Origin of the sequence: Paenibacillus sp. FSL R7-0312 (assembly GCF_038004445.1) — a bacterium.
In the GTDB taxonomy this organism is placed as follows: Bacteria; Bacillota; Bacilli; order Paenibacillales; family Paenibacillaceae; genus Paenibacillus_AQ.
This window is the reverse complement of sequence record NZ_JBBORE010000001.1, coordinates 1,832,797-1,855,864: the sequence shown is the minus strand read 5'-3', so window position 1 is coordinate 1,855,864 and position 23,068 is coordinate 1,832,797. Positions and strand designations below refer to the sequence as shown.

At 52.4% G+C, this 23,068-nt stretch carries 23 protein-coding genes and 1 riboswitch; all 23 genes read right to left on the bottom strand.

Features of this window, described 5'->3' with window-relative positions; translation table 11 throughout:
- Positions 1-5: 5 nt before the first annotated feature.
- On the bottom strand, positions 6-422 hold the full coding sequence (locus MKX70_RS08070; protein WP_039309326.1) for a F0F1 ATP synthase subunit epsilon: 417 nt from the start codon (positions 420-422) through the stop codon (positions 6-8).
- Between the two features lie 57 nt (positions 423-479).
- Positions 480-1,877 (bottom strand): F0F1 ATP synthase subunit beta, encoded by a 1,398-nt coding sequence (atpD, locus tag MKX70_RS08065; RefSeq protein ID WP_042218112.1) that lies wholly within the window; start codon positions 1,875-1,877, stop codon positions 480-482.
- A 52-nt stretch (positions 1,878-1,929) separates the two neighbouring features.
- Positions 1,930-2,799, bottom strand: coding sequence for an ATP synthase F1 subunit gamma (gene atpG, locus MKX70_RS08060; protein WP_340781817.1), 870 nt, complete (start codon positions 2,797-2,799; stop codon positions 1,930-1,932).
- Between the two features lie 112 nt (positions 2,800-2,911).
- Complete coding sequence (gene atpA, locus MKX70_RS08055) at positions 2,912-4,423, bottom strand: F0F1 ATP synthase subunit alpha (protein WP_039309314.1); 1,512 nt, start codon at positions 4,421-4,423, stop codon at positions 2,912-2,914.
- 11 nt (positions 4,424-4,434) lie between these two features.
- Complete coding sequence (locus MKX70_RS08050; RefSeq protein ID WP_042140251.1) at positions 4,435-4,986, bottom strand: F0F1 ATP synthase subunit delta; 552 nt, start codon at positions 4,984-4,986, stop codon at positions 4,435-4,437.
- Positions 4,983-5,471, bottom strand: coding sequence for a F0F1 ATP synthase subunit B (gene atpF / locus MKX70_RS08045; RefSeq protein ID WP_340839838.1), 489 nt, complete (start codon positions 5,469-5,471; stop codon positions 4,983-4,985). The genes MKX70_RS08050 and atpF overlap by 4 nt, the downstream gene beginning before the upstream one ends.
- A gap of 97 nt (positions 5,472-5,568) precedes the next feature.
- The gene (gene atpE / locus MKX70_RS08040) at positions 5,569-5,781 is read right to left on the bottom strand and encodes a F0F1 ATP synthase subunit C (RefSeq protein ID WP_036699216.1); all 213 of its coding nucleotides are present in this window, start codon (positions 5,779-5,781) and stop codon (positions 5,569-5,571) included.
- Between the two features lie 107 nt (positions 5,782-5,888).
- Positions 5,889-6,656, bottom strand: a complete 768-nt coding sequence (gene atpB / locus MKX70_RS08035) for a F0F1 ATP synthase subunit A (RefSeq protein WP_340781815.1) — start codon at positions 6,654-6,656, stop codon at positions 5,889-5,891.
- Positions 6,657-6,686: 30 nt separating this feature from the next.
- On the bottom strand, positions 6,687-7,064 hold the full coding sequence (locus tag MKX70_RS08030; RefSeq protein WP_042140253.1) for an ATP synthase subunit I: 378 nt from the start codon (positions 7,062-7,064) through the stop codon (positions 6,687-6,689).
- Positions 7,057-7,290, bottom strand: coding sequence for an AtpZ/AtpI family protein (locus MKX70_RS08025; protein ID WP_340781813.1), 234 nt, complete (start codon positions 7,288-7,290; stop codon positions 7,057-7,059). The genes MKX70_RS08030 and MKX70_RS08025 overlap by 8 nt, the downstream gene beginning before the upstream one ends.
- 179 nt (positions 7,291-7,469) lie before the next feature.
- Positions 7,470-8,630, bottom strand: a complete 1,161-nt coding sequence (gene wecB / locus MKX70_RS08020; RefSeq protein WP_340839836.1) for a non-hydrolyzing UDP-N-acetylglucosamine 2-epimerase — start codon at positions 8,628-8,630, stop codon at positions 7,470-7,472.
- Between the two features lie 67 nt (positions 8,631-8,697).
- Entirely contained in the window at positions 8,698-9,327 is a 630-nt protein-coding gene (gene upp / locus MKX70_RS08015; RefSeq protein ID WP_020426095.1) for a uracil phosphoribosyltransferase, read from the bottom strand.
- A 444-nt stretch (positions 9,328-9,771) separates the two neighbouring features.
- Positions 9,772-11,019, bottom strand: coding sequence for a serine hydroxymethyltransferase (gene glyA / locus MKX70_RS08010; RefSeq protein WP_340781809.1), 1,248 nt, complete (start codon positions 11,017-11,019; stop codon positions 9,772-9,774).
- A 69-nt stretch (positions 11,020-11,088) separates the two neighbouring features.
- Positions 11,089-11,742, bottom strand: a complete 654-nt coding sequence (locus MKX70_RS08005) for a TIGR01440 family protein (protein ID WP_340839835.1) — start codon at positions 11,740-11,742, stop codon at positions 11,089-11,091.
- Positions 11,743-11,840: 98 nt separating this feature from the next.
- A riboswitch (ZMP/ZTP riboswitch) is annotated at positions 11,841-11,924 on the bottom strand.
- Between the two features lie 50 nt (positions 11,925-11,974).
- A complete protein-coding gene (locus MKX70_RS08000; protein ID WP_042240300.1) occupies positions 11,975-12,562 on the bottom strand; it encodes a low molecular weight protein arginine phosphatase in 588 nt (195 codons plus the stop codon).
- 99 nt (positions 12,563-12,661) lie between these two features.
- Positions 12,662-13,234, bottom strand: a complete 573-nt coding sequence (locus MKX70_RS07995) for a manganese efflux pump MntP (protein WP_042240305.1) — start codon at positions 13,232-13,234, stop codon at positions 12,662-12,664.
- Between the two features lie 429 nt (positions 13,235-13,663).
- Complete coding sequence (locus MKX70_RS07990) at positions 13,664-14,824, bottom strand: L-threonylcarbamoyladenylate synthase (protein WP_340839834.1); 1,161 nt, start codon at positions 14,822-14,824, stop codon at positions 13,664-13,666.
- 303 nt (positions 14,825-15,127) lie between these two features.
- Positions 15,128-15,907 (bottom strand): stage II sporulation protein R, encoded by a 780-nt coding sequence (gene spoIIR / locus MKX70_RS07985; RefSeq protein WP_340781806.1) that lies wholly within the window; start codon positions 15,905-15,907, stop codon positions 15,128-15,130.
- A gap of 76 nt (positions 15,908-15,983) precedes the next feature.
- Positions 15,984-17,183 (bottom strand): FtsW/RodA/SpoVE family cell cycle protein, encoded by a 1,200-nt coding sequence (locus MKX70_RS07980; protein ID WP_340839833.1) that lies wholly within the window; start codon positions 17,181-17,183, stop codon positions 15,984-15,986.
- A 453-nt stretch (positions 17,184-17,636) separates the two neighbouring features.
- Positions 17,637-18,821 (bottom strand): FtsW/RodA/SpoVE family cell cycle protein, encoded by a 1,185-nt coding sequence (locus tag MKX70_RS07975; RefSeq protein ID WP_042240319.1) that lies wholly within the window; start codon positions 18,819-18,821, stop codon positions 17,637-17,639.
- 157 nt (positions 18,822-18,978) lie between these two features.
- Positions 18,979-20,019, bottom strand: a complete 1,041-nt coding sequence (locus MKX70_RS07970; protein WP_042240322.1) for a HemK family protein methyltransferase — start codon at positions 20,017-20,019, stop codon at positions 18,979-18,981.
- 25 nt (positions 20,020-20,044) lie between these two features.
- Complete coding sequence (gene prfA / locus MKX70_RS07965) at positions 20,045-21,112, bottom strand: peptide chain release factor 1 (RefSeq protein WP_039309100.1); 1,068 nt, start codon at positions 21,110-21,112, stop codon at positions 20,045-20,047.
- 780 nt (positions 21,113-21,892) lie between these two features.
- Entirely contained in the window at positions 21,893-22,993 is a 1,101-nt protein-coding gene (gene ychF, locus MKX70_RS07960; RefSeq protein ID WP_042140262.1) for a redox-regulated ATPase YchF, read from the bottom strand.
- Positions 22,994-23,068: the final 75 nt, after the last annotated feature.

Genomic DNA, 23,068 nt, shown 5'->3' with positions numbered 1-23,068 from the left:
CTCTGCTACTGTTGTCCTTTTCCGGTCGAAACTTTGATCCGCGTTACAGCGCGCTGCAAGGCCAGCTCAGCACGGCGGTGATCAATTTCATCTTGCTTGCTTTGCAGCTTAAGACGGCGCTCAGCCCGTTCCTTAGCCGCTTCAGCGCGCTCCACATCAATATCTTTGGGCAGCTCGGCACTTTCAGCCAGCACCGTTACCTTATCTTTGTGCACTTCAACGAAACCGCCATGAACGGCGATAGATACCGTTACGCCGTCTGCTTTGACGCTAAGCGGAGCAACCTGAAGCGGAGTTACCAGCGGAATATGTCCCGGCAAAATACCCAGTGCACCATTCACGCCACGTACCGTCAAGCTATTCACTTGCTTGGAGTAGACCAGATGCTCCGGAGTGACAATTTCGAGCAAAAAGGTATTCACTTCCATTCCTCCTCAAAGCTTTACAGAATAAAGCTCACTACCCGGCCATGCCGAGGATTACAACGTTTTGGCTTTTTCCACTGCTTCTTCAATCGTACCTACGAACAGGAACGCTACTTCCGGAAGATCATCGTGCTTGCCTTCCAGAATTTCCTTGAAGCTGCGTACCGTTTCTTTGATCGGCACGTATTTGCCTTTGAAGCCTGTGAACTGTTCTGCTACATGGAAAGGCTGGGACAGGAAGCGCTCAACCTTACGGGCGCGGGACACAATGACCTTATCCTCTTCACTCAGCTCATCCATACCCAGGATTGCAATGATATCCTGAAGCTCAGTATAACGCTGCAGCAGCTGCTTAACGCCTTGTGCCACGTTATAATGCTCTTCTCCGACGATTTCAGGTGCCAGCATACGCGAGCTTGAAGCCAGAGGGTCAACCGCAGGGAAAATCCCTTTTTCGGAGATTTTACGCTCCAGGTTGGTAGTCGCATCCAAGTGGGCAAACGCAGTAGCCGGTGCAGGGTCTGTATAGTCATCCGCAGGCACGTAGATCGCCTGGATTGAAGTAACAGAACCTTTCTTAGTGGACGTAATACGTTCCTGCAGCTGACCCATTTCTGTAGCCAGTGTAGGCTGGTAACCTACCGCAGAAGGCATACGGCCAAGAAGGGCCGATACTTCGGAACCCGCTTGGGTGAAGCGGAATATGTTATCGATAAAGAGCAGCGTATCGCGGCCTTCCACATCACGGAAATATTCCGCCATGGTCAGACCGGTCAGAGCTACGCGGAGACGCGCGCCTGGCGGCTCATTCATTTGTCCGAATACCATCGCCGTTTTCTTGATAACGCCGGAATCCGTCATTTCATGATACAGGTCATTACCTTCACGGGTACGCTCACCAACACCTGCGAATACGGAGATACCGCCGTGTTCCTGTGCAATGTTGTTGATCAGTTCCTGGATGGTTACAGTTTTACCTACGCCGGCACCGCCGAACAGGCCGATCTTACCGCCCTTGGCGTAAGGAGCCAGCAAGTCGATAACCTTAATGCCGGTTTCCAGAACTTCCGCCTGAGTGGACAATTCATCGAATGTAGGGGCCAGACGGTGAATCGGGTTTCTTGCAGCCACCACTTCAGCGCCGTTATCGATTGGATTACCAAGTACATTAAATACGCGGCCGAGTGTTGCTTCACCAACAGGAACCGAGATCGGTCCTCCCTGGTCAATGGCATCAATACCGCGTACCAGTCCATCTGTGGAAGACATGGCGATACAACGCACCAGGTTATCTCCAAGATGATTGGAAACTTCAAGAGTCAGATCCATGTTACGGCCATCGCTCAGCGTCGCAACAATTTTGATAGCGTTGAATATCTCGGGCAGCTGGCCGCGTTCAAATTCAATATCGACAACCGGACCCATAATGCTCACAACGCGTCCTTTGTTCATCTTCATTTCCCTCCTCGAAAGCTGTTACATATGGACCTTAAGCCCACTCATATTAAGACTGCGCGTTCGCACCAGCCACGATCTCGGTAATTTCCTGCGTAATTGCCGCCTGACGGGCACGGTTGTACGTAAGTCTTAGTTCTCCGATCATTTTTGACGCATTCTTTGTTGCACTGCCCATCGCTGTCATCTTGGCTCCCAGCTCACTGGCCTTGCCGTTCAGAAGAGCACCGTAGATTAAAGTTTCGGCGTATTTAGGAAGCAGAACTTCCAGCACGCCTTCAGGAGAAGGTTCATATTCATAGGCAGCTGTTGCTCCGTGATGCTCGCCCTTTCCTACACCATCCATAGGCAGAAGTCTGTCTACAGTCGGAACCTGGCTGATCGCATTGATAAACTGATTGTAGCAAATGTACAGCTCATCGTAGACGCCTGTCTCAAACTGGTTTACCGCCGAATAAGCAATCGACTTGATGTCGGCAAACTTCGGGGTATCGGACAGCTCGGTAATTTCCTCTACAATGGGGTACTCACGGCGGCGCAAAAAGTCACGGCCCTTGCGGCCGATAACAAACAGCGCATACTCATCCTTGGACTTATGCCGCTCTGCGATCAGCATCGTTACTTTACGCAGAATGTTGGCATTGTAGCCACCCGCAAGACCTCTATCCGAGGTGATGATCAAATACCCTGTTTTTTTGACAGGACGGCTGACCAGCATCGGGTGCTGAATATCCTGCGTACCGGCAGCAATACTCGAGACCACCTCTTTAAGCTTCTCTGAGTAAGGGCGCGCAGCTTCCGCTTTCTCCTGCGCTTTGCGCAGCTTGGAGGCAGCGACCATCTCCATCGCTTTGGTGATCTGTCTGGTGTTCTGAACGCTTTTAATTTGACGTTTAATATCGCGCATGCTTCTTGCCATGATTTCACCACCTCTGTGCTTTGGCGTAGCCAAAGCTAACATCGTAAGCATAAGCTGAGCTTTGACGTAGTCAAAGCTCACTTCGTAAGCATAACTGAGCAAACTCTATATATTAGCTTGTAGCAAAGCCTCTTTTGAATTTCTCGATCGTTTCTTTGAGCGCTGCCTCGTTGTCTGCTGTCAGATCCTTGGTATCCGTAATGGATTGCAGGATTTCAGTTGCACTGCTGTCGATAAACGCCAGGAATTCCTTCTCGAAACGCTTCACGTCTTTGACAGGAATATCATCCAGGTGTCCTTTGACAGCGGTGTACAGACTGAGCACTTGGTGCTCAACATTAAGCGGCTGGTTTACGCCTTGTTTCAGAATCTCCATCATACGTGCACCGCGGTTCAAACGGGCTTGCGTAGATTTATCCAGATCGGAACCGAACTGGGAGAAGGCCTGAAGCTCACGGTATTGAGCCAAATCCAGACGCAGGGAACCGGCAACCTTCTTCATGGCTTTGATCTGCGCGGAACCCCCTACACGGGATACGGAGATACCAACGTTGATCGCCGGACGCTGACCCGAGTTGAACAGATCGGATTCCAGGAAGATTTGACCATCGGTAATCGAGATTACGTTCGTAGGAATGTAAGCCGATACGTCAGAAGCCTGTGTTTCGATGAAAGGAAGGGCGGTTAATGAACCTCCACCAAGCGCATCGCTGAGCTTAGCCGCACGTTCCAGCAGACGGGAGTGCAAGTAGAATACGTCACCCGGGAAAGCTTCACGGCCCGGTGGACGGCGGAGCAAGAGGGACAATTCGCGGTAAGCCGAAGCCTGCTTCGAAAGGTCATCATAAATAACAAGCACATGCTCGCCTTTGTACATGAAGTATTCGCCCATTGCGCAGCCTGCGTATGGAGCAATATAGAGCAGCGGAGAAGGCTCGGAAGCCGACGCGGTTACAACGATAGTATATTCCAGCGCGCCGTGACGGCGGAGGGTTTCTACTACCTGTGCTACTGTAGATTGTTTTTGACCAATCGCAACATAGATACACTTCATGCCGTTGCCTTTTTGGTTGATGATCGCATCAATAGCGATTGCAGTCTTACCGGTTTGACGGTCACCAATGATCAGTTCGCGTTGTCCGCGGCCGATTGGTACCATGGCATCGATCGCTTTCAGACCTGTCTGCATCGGTTCATGAACCGATTTACGGTCGATAACGCCCGGTGCATTATGTTCTACAGGACGGAATTCAGTCGTTGCAATTGGACCCTTGCCGTCAAGCGGCTGACCCAGTGCATTAACTACACGGCCCAGCATGGCTTCACCAACCGGAACCTGCATAATTTGTCCTGTACGTTTGACTTGATCGCCTTCACGAATGGCTGTGTATTCACCCAGGATAACAACACCGACGTTGCTTTCTTCCAGGTTAAGCGCCATGCCTACTACACCGTTGGAGAACTCCAGCAGTTCCCCTGCCATTGCGTTTTCCAGACCGTAGACACGGGCGATACCGTCTCCGACTTGAATGACGGTGCCAATTTCGGCCACTTCGATATCGGCTTTATATTGCTCAATTTGATTTTTGATCAAAGTGCTGATCTCTTCAGGTCTGATGCCCAATATCCTCACCCCTATCTTCTTTGCTTATCATTAAAGGATTTCTCAAGACGCTCCAGCTTGCCGGATAGACTGCCGTCATACAGCGTATCGCCGATGATGACCTTCAGTCCGCCTAGCAGGCTCTTATCCACCACATTGGTAACACGAATCTTGCGGTTTGTAAGCTGGCTGAACTCTGCCGCTACACTATCCTGTTCCTCTTGATTCAGAGAATAGGCGGAGTATACAGTAGCATCGCCAATGCCAAGGGCGTCCCCTTCTATCTTGACGTACGTGGCCAGCAGTTCTGCGAAAATATCGGTTCTGCCCCGCTCTACCAGCAGTTCTACCATGTTCATTACCGCTTCCGAGACTTTACCTTTAAGCGCCCCGCGCAGCACATTCAGCTTGTCGGATTGCGAGATGCGCGGTGCCAGAATAAACTGTTTCACCTCTGCATCATAATGAAGCACTTCGACTACTAACCTAAGCTGGGCTTCCACTTCAAGTGTAATGCCTTCATCCACTGCTGCACTGTACAAGGCTTTGGCATAGCGTTTGGCAACTACCGTATCGCGGCTCATGGTCGGCCTCCTACCTCTTTGAGGTATTGATCAACGAGTTGTTCCTGTTCGCCGTCAGCCTTAACTTCTTTTTCAAGCAGCTTGGATGCAATGCGGACCGAAGCTGTACCCAGCTCGCTGCGCAAAGCTTCCACAGCCTTGTTCTTCTCGCTCTCAATATCACGGACCGCTTCGTCCTTAAGGCGGGTAGCTTCAGCTTTAGCCTGATCCAGAAGCTTGTCAACCTGATTGTTGCTTGTAACCTGGGACTGCTGAATGATAGCCTGCGCATCTTGGCGTGCCTGCTGCAGAGCCTGTTTCTGTTCTTCTACGTAAGCGACCGCCTGTTCTCTGGTCTTGGCTGCTTCATCCATTTGCTGCAGCACCATTTCGCGGCGCTTCTCCATAATTCCGAACAGCTTGCTGAATGCAAACTTGCTGAGCAGGAAATACAGGATCCCAAAGGCGATAATGGAAAACAATATATTTGTCCAAACGATAGTCACTGAGGTCACTCCTTTCCGTTACCGCGGCATGCGGACATATACAAAAGTAAGGCGCGGATGGCACTTGCCCTCCCCGCCAAACCGTAAAAACGGTTTATTAAGTAAACATGATCAGGAATGCGATAACTGTAGCGGCCAAAGGAATAACTTCCACGATACCTACACCGATAAACATTGTTGTCTGCAGTGCGTTACGTGCTTCCGGTTGACGAGCGATGGACTCAACTGTTTTGCTGACGATCATACCGTTACCAAGACCTGCACCGAGTGCGCCTAAACCAACCGCGATTGCTGCTGCCAAAAATTCCATTTGTAAATATCCTCCTTTAATTTCGGTTCTTTTTGTAATGACTTAATGATATAAAAATCTCCCGCGAAGAGTATTCCGGCGGCTGCCGCTATCCTCACGGCAGTTCATTAATGTGCTTCTTCCTCGTGGATCGTCATCTGTGCGATGTACACCATCGTCAGAATCGTAAAGATAAACGCCTGAAGCGCACCAACAAAGATACTGAAGCCCTGCCAGACTGCCAGGAACGGGATACTGAATATGCCCAGCTTCAGAATTACGGTGATCAGAACCTCGCCGGCAAAAATATTAGCAAATAGACGAATGGCAAGCGCCACCGGCTTCGCCAGGTTCTCAATGATGTTAAGCGGCAAGAAGATCGGGAACGGCTCAATATAGTGTTTGAAATAATGTTTGCCATTCAGCTTGATACCCAAATAGTTCATTAGTACAAACACGACAATTGCCAGCCCGGCGGTTACATTGATATCTGCAGTCGGCGATTTATACCACAGAATCTCTACATGCTCGCCATGTGCCAGATTTTTGGTCGCTTCGATAACATGTCCAAAAATGTGAACCGGCTCATGGGCTTCTGTAATGAAGGAAAACGGCAGACCAAGGAGATTGGAGACGAAGATAAACAGTATCAGCGTCAATCCCAGTGATATGTAAGGCTTCCCTTTCTTCAAATCCATGGCGCTGCTGATCAGTCCCTGTACAAATTCAACGACCCACTCCATGAAATTCTGGAGTCGTGACGGATTATCAACAGACAGGTTGCGGACGGACAGCATAACCAGAGCGAACACGATTACTGAACTGATCACCAGCATCAGCACAGCGGACAGGTCAATCGGTATTCCGCCAACATAGATTAAAGGCATTTCGTGCATAGTATCATCCCCCTTTCTCTTTAATAATGGCTACAGCTTATTCTTGATTCCTAAATATATCCCCACGGGAATAGATAGAAGCTGGGGGATGAACAGGCCGGCAATCGTTGCCTCCAGCGAGAAATGCTCGATCTTGACCGAAAACATAGTGACCAGAATAGCGAAACTGATTCTTGTAGCGAAACCAAGGCTGAAAGAACTTTTCTGTTTATCCGCAACCGCCTGTGTCACCCTTCTTACTTTGAGGGCAAGATAACGAAAGTTAACGAGTCCTGCCAGCAAGCCCAGCGACATTCCCAGAGTAACTGCACGGGTCTCATGATGAAGAGCCCATCCCATTAACAAACCTGCCATAATGATTACTGTCACCCTGGTAACGGTATTGATTACGGGAGTCATATTATCCATTTTGCTCCCCCAGAAATTTTTTGATTAGCAAAGCAACATTCACAACCCCGAGAACCATCCCGGAAATTGTTCCGATAGCCAGCCAAAGCTTAGGTCCGTCCATCAGTCTCTGCAGCCACCTTGCCACAAAAAAACCTATAACAATGTAAGCGGCAAGCAAGCTGCCTGCACCCCCGAGAACCAAAGCAATACGTCCAAGTCCCGCCTCGTTCTTTTGTTCCTTCATAGGCTACAATCCCAACTAATTTTACTGAATATCCAGACTCTTTGTCAATTCACAGAAAATTGCCCAAAATCGCATGAAAATATGAAAATAATCACAGCAAAACACACCAAAACCATATAAACCGTACAGTTTAACTGTATGCTGCTTTTATTTACTTTAGTATATTAGTTGTCGTGCCATCATTTATTATTTGTGAACATTCTGTGAAACTCTTCCGGACGTTCTTTAACAGCTCCGAAATGGTGCAAAATCGCATTGACAATTCTCTCGGAGGCTTTGCCGTCTCCATACGGGTTGGCGGCCCGGCTCATGGACTGATACAGTTTCTGATCGGTCAATAGAGCATGTGTCCGTTGATACACCTTCTCCTCGTCCGTCCCCACAAGCTCCAATGTTCCGGCCTCGATCCCTTCCGGGCGCTCGGTTGTATCACGCAGCACAAGCACAGGAACTCCAAAGGAGGGAGCTTCCTCCTGCAGGCCGCCGGAATCGGTCAATATCAGGTGGGTATGCGGATAAAAATTATGCAGGTCAACGACATCCAGCGGATCAATCAGCTTAATTCTAGGGTGTCCGCCGAGGATCTCATGCGCCGGTTCCTTCACTGCAGGACTCGGGTGCACAGGATACACAATGGCTACATCTTCAAATTCATCAGCGATTCTTTTGACAGCACGGAAAATATGACGGTGCGGTTCGCCTTGGGATTCTCTGCGGTGCGCCGTCATCAAAATAAGTCTTTTTCCTGAAGCAAAATCCAGTACAGGATGCCGGTAGTCCGGCTGTACGGTATATTGAAACACATCAGTTACAGTGTTGCCTGTGATATAAATACTTGATTCTTTTTTGTTCTCGTGTCTCAGGTTGCCGGCTGACCAATCGGTCGGGGCAAAGTGCAGATCGGCAAGCACGCCGGTCAGCTGACGGTTCATTTCCTCCGGATAAGGCGAAAGCTTGTTCCATGTCCGAAGACCTGCTTCCACATGCCCAACCTGAATTTGCTGCAGGAAAGAAGCGTAGCTGGCCAGGAAAGTGGTCAGTGTATCCCCGTGTACAAGCACCAGGTCAGGTTTGACCTCGCGAAGCACCGGCTCTAGTCCTTCAAGCACCCGGATAGTAATCTCATTAAGGGTCTGCCGGTCCTTCATTACGTCCAGATCATAATCCGGTGTAATTTTGAATACCTCCAGTACCTGATCAAGCAGTTCACGGTGCTGGGCAGTTACACAGACAATGGATTCAATCTGCTCAGGGTGCCTGTTCAGTTCCAGAACCAGAGGCGCCATCTTGATCGCCTCGGGGCGCACTCCGAAAATCGTCATTACTTTAATTTTGGACATAACCCCTACCCTCTCTTCTGAAGACTACAGAAATTGTGTTTGTTCTATTAATACCTCAAGGGTATTATTACTTGGTTCCATACAGTCTGTCACCGGCATCTCCGAGGCCTGGGACAATATAACCATGCTCATTCAGATGATCATCAAGTGCGGCTACATAGATGTCCACATCCGGATGTGCAGCCTGTACCGCAGCGACGCCTTCAGGGGCAGCAATCAGGTTCATCATCTTGATCTGGGTGCATCCACGGTTCTTAAGCGAGGTAATGGCCGCAATGGCGGAGCCGCCTGTAGCCAGCATCGGATCAATTACGATCAGCTCACGTTCCTGCACATCTGTAGGAAGCTTAATGTAATATTCAACCGGCTGAAGCGTTTCCGGATCACGGAAAAGCCCGACATGTCCTACTTTAGCCGCCGGAAGCAGCTTCAAGACACCCTCCAGCATGCCAAGACCGGCGCGCAGAATCGGAATCAGTCCCAGCATTCTTCCCGAGATCACTTTGCTCTGCGTTTCAGCCACCGGTGTCTGCACCGTAATGGTCTCAAGCGGAATATCACGGGTAATCTCATAAGCCATAAGTGTTGCTACTTCATCGACATGCTCTCTGAATTCTTTCGTGTTGGTCCGCACATCGCGAATAAATGTTAATTTGTGCTGAATCAATGGATGATCGCAAATCACCAATTTTCCCATTTCGTCCCTCCGGTAATTGTAAGTCTTATTTATAGCCAGAGTAAGCGCTTTGCTTCCCGCATGGCTAAATCTTGTCTATTATATCATCACCAAGGCCGCTTTTCACCTACAGAAGGGGAAAAGCGCCTGCAAAGGCAGTCTTCCCAAATTTCACAGCTGCAGGGAAAGTTTAGGAAATCCCCCCAAACCTCTGGATATAAAACAAAACTTAGTTTGTGCCATTAGGCACTTTTAATACTATTCACATTTCTTTCACTACTTTTATTGAAAATTCCATGAACTTTCATGATTATTACATGATAATTCATACCATTTTCTTACTATAATTTGTGAACATTATGCAACAGAAACCGGCCATACAACATTTGAAATCGCACCTATCAAAAAAACCTTTGCGGCATCCGGTGGTACCGGACCCGCAAAGGCAGAATAAGCAGCTTAATATTAGTACTGCAGACCAGGATAGATCGGATACTTTTCAGTAAGCTCGGCCACCTCACGTGCAGCCTGGGTCAAATTAGCGTCATCTTTCGGATTCTTCAGCACATTGGCGATAATCCGGCCGATCGCTACCATAGCCGGCTCGTCCATGCCGCGTGAAGTAACAGCAGGTGTACCGATCCGGATACCGCTTGTTACAAACGGACTGGTAGGATCGAACGGAATCGCATTCTTGTTGACTGTAATTCCGATCGAATCAAGCACCTTCTCCGCATCCTTGCCGGTAATGCTCAGATTACGGGTATCCAGCAGCATCAGGTGGTTATCCGTACCGCCGGAAACAATATTAACGCCTTCGCCGATCAGCGTATCCGCCAGAACCTTGGCATTCTTCACTACATTCTCGGCATAGGTCTTGAACGATGGCTGCAGCGCTTCACCGAAGGAAACGGCTTTGGACGCAATCACATGCATGAGCGGTCCGCCTTGGGAACCCGGGAAGACCGCTTTATCAATAGCAGCAGCCCATGGCTGTCTGCACAGAATCATCCCTCCGCGCGGGCCACGCAAGGTTTTGTGCGTAGTTGTAGTGACGAAGTGGGCATGAGGAACCGGGCTCGGGTGAACACCGGCTGCAACCAATCCAGCAATATGGGCCATATCGACCATGAATAGAGCACCTACGTCATTCGCAATAGAACCGAGTGCAGCAAAATCGATGGTCCGCGGATACGCGCTTGCTCCGGCAACAATCATTTTGGGACGGTGTTTGAAGGCTGCTTTACGCACTTCATCATAATCAATCAGGAAAGTATCCTCCTGTACGCCATAAGCTACAAAGTTATACAGGATACCGGAAGCATTAACCGGGCTACCGTGGGTCAAATGGCCGCCATGCGCCAGATTCATGCCCAGTACGGTATCGCCAGGATTAAGCGCGGCAAGGTAAACGGCCATATTGGCCTGTGCACCGGAATGCGGCTGCACATTGACATGCTCGGCACCAAACAGCTGCTTGGCACGGTCACGGGCCAGGTTCTCCACGATATCCACATCTTCACAGCCGCCATAATAACGTTTGCCGGGATAACCTTCGGCGTATTTGTTCGTAAGCACGGAGCCCATCGCTTCCATTACGGCTTCACTTACAATATTCTCTGAAGCTATGAGTTCAATGTTTGCACGCTGACGGCTTAGTTCTAGGCCCATCGCTTCCAGTACTGCCGGGTCACTCTTACGTAGTTGTTCCATGTTTCTTATTTCCTCCCTGTTATTCTAATTTATGTGGTGTTAAGACAAAACCAGTGATATACGCTGCTCTCAGTCACAATTCGCGGAGCCGCTTGTCTCCGGCGTACGGTACACTGCCCGTTCGCCGCCGATCAGCGGCGGTCTGCTCCATGCTGCGTTCACCCGGGCTGCCCCGATATAGCGCAGGCTTGGCCGGAAAGGTACGGCTACGCGGCGGAGGTGCATGCCAATTAGTGTCTCCCCGATATCAATGCCGGCGTGGGCCTCAATCGTCTCGGCCAGCACCGGATCTGTCATAGAGCGGTAAGCGGCGGCAGCCATGGACCCTCCGGCCCCCGGAACCGGCACAGCCGAAACCTCCTTAAGCCCCTGCGATTCCAGCAAAGAACGTTCCATCACCAGCGAACGGTTCAGATGCTCGCAGCATTGGTACACGGGATGAAAACCAAATTCAGCAGCAGCCTGCGTAATTCCCTGCAGCAGCAGCTGTGCAACCTCAAGCGCACCCCCGGTGCCGATCCGCACACCCGCCACTTCACTGGTGCTTGCTCCAACCACCAGGATTTTACCGGGACCAAGCTTCCCTGCTTCCGCCAGTTCGCGGACTACCGCCGCAGCTGCGGCGTCCAAGGTCAGCTCTGCGCTGCCCGCTTGTTGCCCGGCTGCTGAAGGCGCACCGGACGCGCGCTCTTCCCATAGACCCTGCTTCCGGACTTCGTCCATCTTACCGCCCCCTTCAAGCATTGATAACGCCTCAAATTCCACTACAGATACGACATTTAAACAAAAAAGAGCAGTCCGCAGATTTAGCTGCGGATGTGCTCTTTTGCCCAGGCGACCGGCCGTTTATTCCAGGTGCTCCATCGTGGTTTGATCCACACTTGTCGCCAGTTACACCGGAACCGGATAATATTTATTTCATCTTAAGGGATAGGCGGCGAAAAATCAACCACCTTCACAACCGCCGTAAGGATTCCAGCTTATCCAGTAAACTGTACAACGCAGTCCGGATCTCAGCAGCCGTCAGCTCATAATCTTCACGGGAGCCGCCGAACGGATCACTGATATCGAAGCTTGGAATCCGTTGCCGGATCTCAATAATCCGCTGCAAATCAGCGGCGCTCGGCTCTCCGCCCAGCGAAATACTGAGTTCGGCATCTGCATATAGGCTATCCAATTCACGGATATCGGCGTTCACAGACTCTTGCGTATGCACATATTCCTTAAGCGTATACGTCTTGTTAACGGCGTCAGGGAAATATTGCAGCAAATGCCGCTTATGCCCTCCGGTCAGGGTAAGCACCAGATCAGCCCAGGCGACAGCCTCTCCAGTCAGTTGCGAGGATACTATACGATCGTTAATGCCTTCATCCTGCAGGATTCCGGCAGCATGTCTGGATATGGAAGTACCTGAAATGGCGGAAACTCCGGCAGACCGCACCTCCACATCGATCCCCCGCTCCCCCGCAAGCTTCCGCAGAAGACCTTCAGCCATGGGGCTGCGGCAGGTATTTCCTGTGCAGACGAATAAAATATGCAGCATACTTTCCACCTCCGGTAAGAATATAATTTCGGATTAATCCACAACTTCCGATGAACTGAACCATGGAATGTTCTATTTATTTGTATTGCCGTTATTGTATCAGAAGATGAACAGCAAGCCAAACGCCAGAAGTATGGCGCCGCCCAGTGCTTCACCGTAATCACCGAGCCCGCGGCTTACTCTCCTGCCCAGCAGTAGTCCGGTAATAGACATCATGCCGCCGCAGACACCGAAGGCCAGCACTGTAATAACTATGCTATTCACAAACATTCCCAGTGAAACCCCAACCGAAAAGGAATCTACACTTACACTGAGCGAGATTAGCAGCATACCCCATACCGTCCGGTGATCTACCGCCCGGCTCCCGCCGTCACCCTTGCGGAATGAATTCAGAATCATATGTCCGCCCAGCAGTACAAGCAGCCCCCCGGCGGCATAGGCGGTCACCTGACCCAGCAGATGGCCGACATAGCTGCCTGTGAACAAGCCGAGCAGAGGCATCAGCACATGGAAAAAAGCAATGAGCAGGCTGAGCTGCAGCACATGCAGCAGACGGATCCCCTTCATCCCGATCCCTACACCGAGCGAGAACGCATCCATTCCAAGCGCAACTGCCATAACGGCAACCGTTACGAGTTGGCCCCAGCCCTCATAAATTCCGCCTATGCCCATGAAATATACCCCCAAAGTCCGTAAGTTCTTGTACAACAACGATATGCGGACAAGATGGTATTCATGACTATGAGGCGGCGGATAGCAGGGTTCAGGGGCGGTAACGAGGCTGATAATTTTAGATTAAAGATATCAGGTCACACCAGATTCTATTGGCACGCGTAATGAAGGATATTATACAACACACTCTAAGTTTGTAACGGACACAGCAGCGCTTATTTCTTGTAAAACCAAATTTTATGCGGGCTAACGGACACCAGCGCACTTATTATGAGGACATCCACTTAAAAAAACCTCCTGGAGATACCATAAGCGCAGTATGGTCCGTAAGGATCAAGGGGAATGACGAACCTAAACCAAAGCACAACGTAAAGCACAGGGTGCACACGAGGGAACAGTCCATTGACGCTCTACCAGATATCATAGAGATTAACCGGCGTCGATCACCGATTCACCGGCGGCTTTCATCAGCCGGTTCATAATGGCAGCGCCGAGGCCCGTGACCGGGCAGGCCTCGGCCAGAATGTAGGTCGCTCCCGCTTCATCGAAGCGCCGCAAGGCGGCATACAGGGAGCGGGCCGCTTCCTCCGGCGAGCCGAGCGAACCGAGAGAAACGACGCAGGCGGCCGGGAGGGCGGGATACAGGGCCCTATGCTCCTCGAAGAGGAGCAGGCCCGTGATCTCGCCCTCCCGCTGCGCCGCCTGCAGCAAGCCTGCGGCGGTCTCCGCCACGCGCTGCGGGGAGGAGCCGCGTACGATGCCAAGCGCGCCGCGCGGGGCATAGTGCGTGTACTTCATGCCCGGCGCGCGCGGCGCCGGGCTGCTGTCCTCGGCGGCTTGCGCAGCAGCGCCGCCCGTCCCGCCGCCGATCACCTGCGGCGGCAGAGCCGGGGACTGGCCGCCGGGATGTCCGGCGGCAGCGTCCGCCAGGGCCAGGGCCGGGGCTGGGGCCACAGCCCCGGCACCGGCCACCGCCGCGAGCTGCTCGGCGGTGATGCCCCCGGGACGGAGCACCGCCACCGTCCCGTCCGGCTGCACCTGCACCACGGTCGACTCCAGGCCGACCCCGGCCGCGCCGCCGTCCAGAACCCCGCCGATATATCCGGCGAGGTCTTCCATCACATGGGCGGCCAGCGTAGGACTCGGCCGCCCGGAGCGGTTGGCGCTGGGCGCGGCAACCGGGCATTCCGCGGCGCGCAGCAGGGCCAGCGCCACCGGATGACCCGGCATGCGCACGCCGACCGTATCCAGCCCGGCCGTAACCAGCGGCGAGAGGACGCCGGGGCGGACCGGCAGCACCAGCGTCAAGGGGCCAGGCCAGAAGGCATCCATCAGCGCCGAGGCGACCGGATGCACTTCTATGACCAGGCCCTCCAGCTCTTCCCGCCGGGCTATATGCACGATCAGCGGGTTGTCGGAGGGGCGGCCTTTGGCCGCGAATACCGCTTCTACAGCGGAGGTATTCCGGGCATCCGCCCCCAATCCGTAGACCGTTTCGGTCGGAAAAGCAACGGTGCCCCCGCTCCGCAGCATAGCTGCCGCAGCAGCGATTGCCTCCCTGTCACTCTCTGCTGATGGAACAGAAGGCATGTCCTGCCCCGCAGCAGGTCCGGGTCCGGTACTCCCGGACGTCAAACTCCAATAAAGGGTTGCATCTATATTGCCGCTCCGGCGCTGAACCGCAAACGAAGAATCCTTAGGCTCTGTCATTTCATCACAAGCTTTCCTGTTTAATCACTTCACACTTCAATACTGCATCGTCCGGAAAAAGCCAAAAACGGCTCCACCAGGTGGAGCCGCAGCCACTTCCGCTCAAGTTCTGCATTTATCGTACCATATCCGGCAGGAAAACTGTAGATTCCGTAAACCGCCATTCCGCAAATCCCCGGAAGCTTAGCCGAACAATCCGCAGATCCAGCTCCACAAATTCTGCAGCAGCTCCCATACGAAGAACTTTACCTTCGGCGCTTCTGCATCAGCGTCCGCAACGCCGTCCCCGCTGGCAGAAGCCGTAATACCGGAAGCAGTCTGATCAACCCCGCCATCCGCCGTTTTCACCTTGGCTCCGTCTCCGGAAGCTTTAGCGGAGACCGCCGAAGCCTTCTTGTCTGCAGCGGGTTCCGCAGCTGCCGCATCACCGGAGCCGGCATCAATGAAGCAGAGCGGCGGAAACAGCACACACCACCAGTTCTGACCTTTGCCTGCGCCAAGCGTGACCCGCAGCGCTTCATATTCCCCGGCAGGATAGACCCGGCCGCCATACATTTTCGTCGGAAAAGGTACGGTGCCCAGTTCGACTGTATAGCTATAATCAATCCCCCGCTGCGCAAGCTCTCCGCCCACCAGGTCATTCAGCTCCGGGAGATGACTCTGAATCAGCGCCCGCGCCTGCTCCAGACTCTGGGGATCCTCCAGTCCGGCCACCCACTGGTTAATCTGCTCGACCACCTGGTCGCGGATCTGGCGCTTAACCAACTGATCTCCCGTACCATCCGAATTCGCCAGAATACGCAGACGGATCGACTCCTGCGGAATAGATACCTCCGCTACGGCAGCATCGCTTTTTTGCCCTTCCCAGGCCATCATCAATATCATAAAAAAACAAATTAAAATGGCAGTATACTTGAATGTAATCCGCAGGGAATCCCTTTTATCCAGCTGATCGTTATTCATCTTGCGCAGCCCCTCTCCCTCTGAAACTCTTATGTTCCCAGTATGTCCGGGAATGAGAGACTGCAAACCTAGTAATCTATGATTTTAAGAATAAAGTAGTCTCATCCTTCAGCTTGGGCAGCGGAAGCGGCAAATCATCCTCCACATCCTGCCCGTAGAGCCGCACACTCATGGCAATCCCCATACAGGCCATGTTAATCAGAATCGAGGTCCCCCCATAGCTGATAAACGGAAGCGTAATCCCCGTCAGCGGCATCAGCCCGGTCATTGCCCCGATATTCTCCAGAATCTGATACAGCAGCATAGCTACGATCCCGACAATCAGGAGAGGGCCGCCGCGGTCTCTGCATTCCAGAGCAATCAGAATTAATCTGTGGATCAGGATAAAAAAGAGCATCAGCAGCACCGCTGCTCCCAGGAAGCCGAATTCTTCGCCGATCTGCACAAAAATCGATTCAGAATACAGATAAGGCACCCGGTCGCTTTGCACAGTGCCCCCCTGGAGATAACCTTCACCGCTGAGGCCGCCCGACGCAATCGCCGTCTTGGCATTCTTGGTCTGATAGCTCGCATCGCTGCTTGCCAGATCCGGTACCAGCCAGGGGTCAAAGCGCCTGACGAAGTGATCCCGGCCCAGCGTCTGCTCTATGAAGCTTACCGTCTGCTCATGATAGTGGATATAGCACAGAATGAAGCCCAGCACCGATCCCGCCAGAATAATCATCCCGATCAGAGCATGTGAGAATTTAATATTTCCGATCCACAAAAGCCCCAGCAGAATCACGATATAGCTGAGCGCATTGCCCAGATCATTCTGGATGATGACAAGCGCAAACGGCACCAGGGCGATTAGGCTAAGCGGCACAACGTCACGCCAGAAGCGCAGCGGATTTCTTTTTTTGCGGACAAGTACAGTGGTCAGAAAAAGAATCAGGATCAGCTTAAACAGCTCCGCCGGCTGAATGCTTAATTCACCGATGCCGATCCAGCCCTGGGCGCCATTTTTCACTTTGCCGATAAAGCTGACCAGCAGCAGAATACCGATCCCAAGGATGTAAATATAGAGTCCATACCGGACCAGAAGGCGGTAATCAAACAGGGTAAGCAGAAAAAAAGCAATAAAACCCAGCACATAATACTGAATCATCCGTATGTGTGTGCCATCCAGCTCAACTCTCCCGTGAGTCACGCTGTATATCGAGAAAATACTGACACACATCAGCAAGAGTAAAATCAATACGATGGAGCCATCAATCCGTCTGATTCTCTGTAACATCGGAATACTCCTTAACCTACGCGGATTATGGACCGGCCTGCTGCAGCATCCCCAGGGAACCGAATCCACTAATTTCCATTGTAAGACAAGTGGGGGCGTAAATACAATTTATGCGATCCTTGCCAGCCGGGAATAGCGTCAGCTTTAAACTAATAAGGTGAAAGTTAAACTGGTGAATCGCTTGCTGAGAGGCTTGCAGTAATCCAATCTCCGCAATTACGGGATATGTGGTAGCTTAATTGCACTTTGTACAGCTGTACATTATACAACTATCACTGAATTTCCCCTTGGACCTGAACATGTCCATCGCTGCATGGTTAAGTCAACTCATTTCTTAAGTTCCGATGCTGACGTACTAGCGTACAGACACACAAAATGCCGGAACCCTTCCTTTTCGAAGAGCTCCGGCATGCGGATTACCTCTGATTGAATCAGAGATATTACAGTATACAGTTAGCCTTGCTTAGCCGGAGAAGAATAGATTGTAGGACTCGGCAAATCTTCCTCTACCTCTTGACCATGCAGGCGTACGCTCATTACCAGACCGATACTGGCCATGTTGATCAGCAGGGAGGTCCCCCCGAAGCTGATGAACGGCAGCGTGATCCCGGTTAGCGGCATCAGGCCGATGAAGGCACCGATATTCTCAAAAATCTGATAGAGCATCATCGCGACAATGCCGACAATCAGGAACGGCCCTCCCTTGTCCTTGCACTCCAATGCAATCAGAATCATCCGGTGAATCAGGATAAAGTAGAGCAGCAGCACCAACGCCGATCCGACAAAGCCAAATTCCTCGGCAATCTGTACAAAAATCGAATCAGAGTACGTATAAGGCACGCGATCGGTCTGCACCGAGCTGCCCTCCATATAGCCTTCGCCGCTCATACCGCCGGAGGCTATGGCCATCTTGGCGTTTTTGGTATGATAGCTTGCCTTGGCCGTCGCTTCTTCCGGCACCAGCCACGGATCAAAGCGCTCTACCCAGTGGGAACGGCCGATATCTGTCAGGAAATCCTTAATTTCATCGTGGTAATGAATATAGCTCATGATCCCGGCAGCGGCGCTTCCGCCAATAATTAACAGCCCGATCAGCGCGTGGGTGAACTTGATATTGCCGATCCAGAGGAGGCCTACCAGAATTACGATATAGGAGAGCGCATTCCCGAGGTCATTTTGGCTAAGCACGATCAAAAACGGCAGCAGGCTCATTAGACCGAGCGGCACGACATCGCGCCAGAACAGCATCTTATTCTTATTCTTGCGGACCAGCACCGCAGCCAGGAACAGGATCAGAATCAGCTTAAACAGCTCGGCAGGCTGGAGACTGAAGCCTCCGAATTTAATCCAGCCCTGTGCGCCATTCTGTTCTGTACCGATAAAGCTGACCAGCACCAGAATCCCAATGCCTGTAACGTATACATATAACGCATATTTAACAAGCAGACGATAATCCACGAAGGTCAGCCCTATGAAGGCGATAAAGCCCAGGATATAATATTTGATCATTTTGATATGCGATCCGTCCAGCTTGTCGCGCCCGTGGGTAACGCTGTATATGGAGAAAATGCTGACTACCATCAGCAGCACAAGAATGACCAGGATGACGCCATCTATCTTCTTAATCTTCTGAAGCATATTCTGTCTCCTTACTCAGTACTGGTTCCTCTTGTCACCTGGCCGCAGCCGTATACAGAGGTCCCGTCATTTCTATTGTAAAGGAAGGGGCAGCATAAATACAATTTCACCGTTTGGAGGCTCCTGCCGAATGGAAGCCGCATCCAGGATGGGGAGGCTAGCGGGCGATCCCCAGCACATGCCGGGCAATTCCGGCGAGATCCTCGATTGTGATGATCTCGTTCCAGTGACCGGCCGCCCGCAGCAGCTCAGCCACCTGCCCGGCCTGTCCCTGGCCGAGCTCGAAGCCGACCAGGCGCGGCGGAGCCGGGAGCAGCGGCAGCTGCTCCATCATGCGGCGGTAGGGATCAAGCCCGTCCCCGCCGCCGTCCAGTGCCGTGCGCGGCTCATGGTCGCGCACCTCTCGCTGCAGCCCGGCGATGTCGCCGCCGGGAATGTACGGCGGGTTGGAGACGAGAATATCCGTCTCCATCCCCGCGAACGGCTCGAGCAGATCGCCGAGCCGCAGGTCAACGGACGTGCCGAGCCGCTGCGCATTACGCCCGGCCACGGCCAGCGCGCCGGGCGAGATGTCGCCGGCGCAGACCCGCCACGCCGGCGCTTCCGCCGCCAGCGTGACGGAGATCGCTCCGCTGCCGGCGCCGATGTCGACGGCGGTCAGCGGACGCACGGCGCGTGGGCGCGCCGCCTCACTGCCCGCGGCTCTCTCCCCCGCCGGCCTGTCAGCTTCTTGCGCAGCAGCTTCGCCACGCGCAGGCCCCGCCGCCGCCTGACCGCCCGCGGCTCTCTCCCCCGCGGACCCGCCAGCTTCTTGCCCGGCTTCGCCCCGCACCGTCACCGTCCCGTCCGGCCACAGCTCCGCGCCGTAGCGCAGAATCGCCTCGACGAGCAGCTCCGTTTCCGGGCGCGGAATCAGCACATCGGGCGTAACCTCGAAGGCGCGGCCGTAGAATTCCTGCTCGCCTATGATGTACTGCACCGGTTCACCCGCCGCCCGGCGGGTGACCAGCGTTTCCCACTGCGCCTTGACCGCTGGCGGGAATGGATCAGCCAGCGCCATATAATATGCCGCTCCGGACAAGCCCAGCACATGCTCCAGCAGCAGCTGGCTGCTGCGCTGCGGCTCATTGCATCCGTGCCCGGCCAAAAAAGAAGAAGCCTCCGCAAAGGCTTCCCGGATGCTTTGCAATTCCGACATGACGTAAGAGTCGTGTTTCAAAGCATTATTCTCCTTTTTCCATCAATTCCGCTTGTTCCGCAATAGACAGTGCCGAGATGATCTCGGTGATATCCCCGTTCATGACCTGCTCCAGACGGTGCAGGGTAAGGCCGATCCGGTGATCCGTTACACGGCTCTGCGGGAAGTTGTAGGTACGGATACGCTCACTGCGGTCCCCGGTTCCTACTTTGCTCTTCCGTTCCCCGGAGTACTTGGCTTCTTCTTCCTGACGCTTCAGATCCGAGATACGGGCACGCAGTACTTGCAGCGCCTTCTCCTTATTGGAGTTCTGGGACTTGCCGTCCTGACAGGTAGCTACGATACCGGTAGGTACATGGGTTACACGCACCGCAGACTTGGTCGTATTAACGGACTGTCCGCCCGCACCGCTGGAACAGAAGGTATCGACACGGATGTCCTTATCATGAATTTCAATTTCGAATTCTTCCGCTTCCGGCATAACCGCAACGGTAGAAGTTGAAGTATGAATACGTCCGCCGGATTCGGTTGTAGGAATACGCTGCACACGATGCGCACCGCTTTCGAACTTCATTTTGCTGTAAGCGCCGCGGCCGTTGATCAGGAAGATAACTTCCTTGAATCCGCCGAGATCGTTCGTGTTAACATCCATCAGCTCTACGCGCCAGCCCTGGGTATCGGCATAACGGGTATACATCCGGTACAGGTCAGAGGCAAACAGTGCTGCTTCATCCCCGCCGGCTGCGCCGCGGATTTCCACGATTACATTCTTATCATCATTAGGGTCTTTGGGGAGCAGGAGCAGACGGATCTTCTCCTCCAGAACCACCTGGCGCGAGGACAGGTCGTCGATCTCCATCTTGACCATTTCCTTCATTTCATCATCAAGCTTCTCAGCCTGCATCATCTTGGCGGCTTCGAGCTCTTCCATTACATTTTTATATTCGCTATACGCCTCAAAGGCGGGCTGTAAGTCGGATTGTTCTTTGGAATAGTCCCTCAGTTTCTTACTGTCGTTTGCAACATCCGGGTCACAAAGCAGTTCACTGAGTTTCTCATAGCGGTCCGCCAGGGATTGCAATCGGTCCAACAAGGGAATTCACCTCTCCTGATTCAAATTCTTCGGTTATTCATACTTAACATTGTCGATACAACAAAAATAGATATACGACTTTATATTATACCACCACTCCAGCCAATTGGCTACAGTACAAAGCGCCGGAATCAGGAAATCTTTTGAATCCTGAGCTGCGCCCACCTTATGATGTAAAAGCTGCAGCCAAGTTATGCATCAGGCGCGTGTCCTAATTACAAAATAAGCCGGTACTGAATAAATATCTGATGCCGCTCCCGGCCTCATTCCCATGAATAGTAGTAGTTGTATAGATTGGCTGTCATATGGCGATTATACGGCGGTCATAGGAGGAGGAGCCACTCTGCATGAATAGTTGGAAAAACGTATCTTAATTTCGATGTTTTGCAGCGTTAAGGGGAATGAATTGGATAAACGTCATTAAATTTCAGGCGTTTCCTCGAAAGTGATCTGTTTGCTGAATATTAAGTGCCGTTTTTCCAACTACTTCCTGGCAAGGGTCCCTCTGTTCATGAGCAAGTGGAGATTATCCAACTGCTTTTCCGCCGCAGGCGGCAGGCGGTAGTGACAGACCAGACGGTAGACCAGACCGCAGACACTCGCGTCTGCCACTGACCCAGCCGAACCCTTGTTCATCGTACCCCGGCTTCTGAAGCCGCCTTTTCGGGTTTTCCACAAATAGGAGCTGACCCTTATCCTTATCCTCATTCAAAAAGAAACCATTCAGCAAGTAAACAACTCTACTTCTGAAGGGTTCCTCTGTCCTGAATTATAAATGGTCTATACGTTGAAGCGGAAATGCATAACGTCGCCGTCCTGCACCAGGTATTCCTTGCCTTCCAGACGCAGCTGGCCGCGTTCTTTGGCACCGTTCATCGAGCCTGCTGCTACCAGATCCGTATATGCTACAACTTCAGCCCGGATAAATCCGCGTTCGAAGTCCGTATGAATAACTCCGGCCGCTCCAGGGGCTTTGGTGCCTTTGCGGATAGTCCACGCACGGACTTCCTGCACGCCCGCTGTGAAATAGGTGTAGAGGCCGAGCAGTCTGTATGCCGCTTTGATCAGGCGGTTAAGCCCCGATTCCTGCAGACCCAGCTCTTCCAGGAACATCGCCTTGTCTTCGCCTTCCAGCTCGGCAATCTCAGCTTCCACTTTGGCACTAATCGGCACTACTTCAGCATTCTCAGCCGCTGCGAATTCGCGTACCTGCTTAACATACGGGTTCTCTTCAGCAGTCGCCACTTCATCCTCGCCCACGTTCGCCGCATACAGCACCGGCTTCAGGGTCAGCAGGTGAAGATCGCGCACGATCAGACGCTCGTCATCGGATAATTCCAGGCTGCGTGCAGGCTGATCCAGATAAAGAGCTTCCTTAACGCGCTCGAGTACTTCTACCTCCTGAGCGAATTTCTTATCGCCGCCCTTGATATTTTTGCGGGAACGCTCGATCTTCTTCTCGACGCTTTCGAGGTCGGCCAGAATCAGCTCCAGGTTGATCGTCTGGATGTCGCTGATCGGATTCACCTTGCCGTCCACATGCGTTACGTTCTCATCGACGAAGCAGCGTACCACATGAACAATAGCATCCACTTCCCGGATATGAGCCAGGAACTTGTTGCCCAGACCTTCGCCCTTGCTCGCACCGCGCACGAGTCCGGCAATATCTACGAATTCAAAAGCGGTAGGAACCGTCTTGTTCGGCTGCACCAGCTCGACCAGCTTATCCAGACGTTCGTCCGGTACTTCCACGACACCCACGTTCGGGTCAATGGTGCAGAAAGGATAGTTGGCGGATTCCGCCCCCGCTTGTGTTATAGCATTAAATAATGTCGATTTCCCAACATTGGGAAGTCCAACGATTCCAGCTTTCAAAGCCATTTATATGACAACTCCTATTTTCGGTTGAATTGATCACCGCATGAAATACCGACTGATCTAAACCATTATATATTA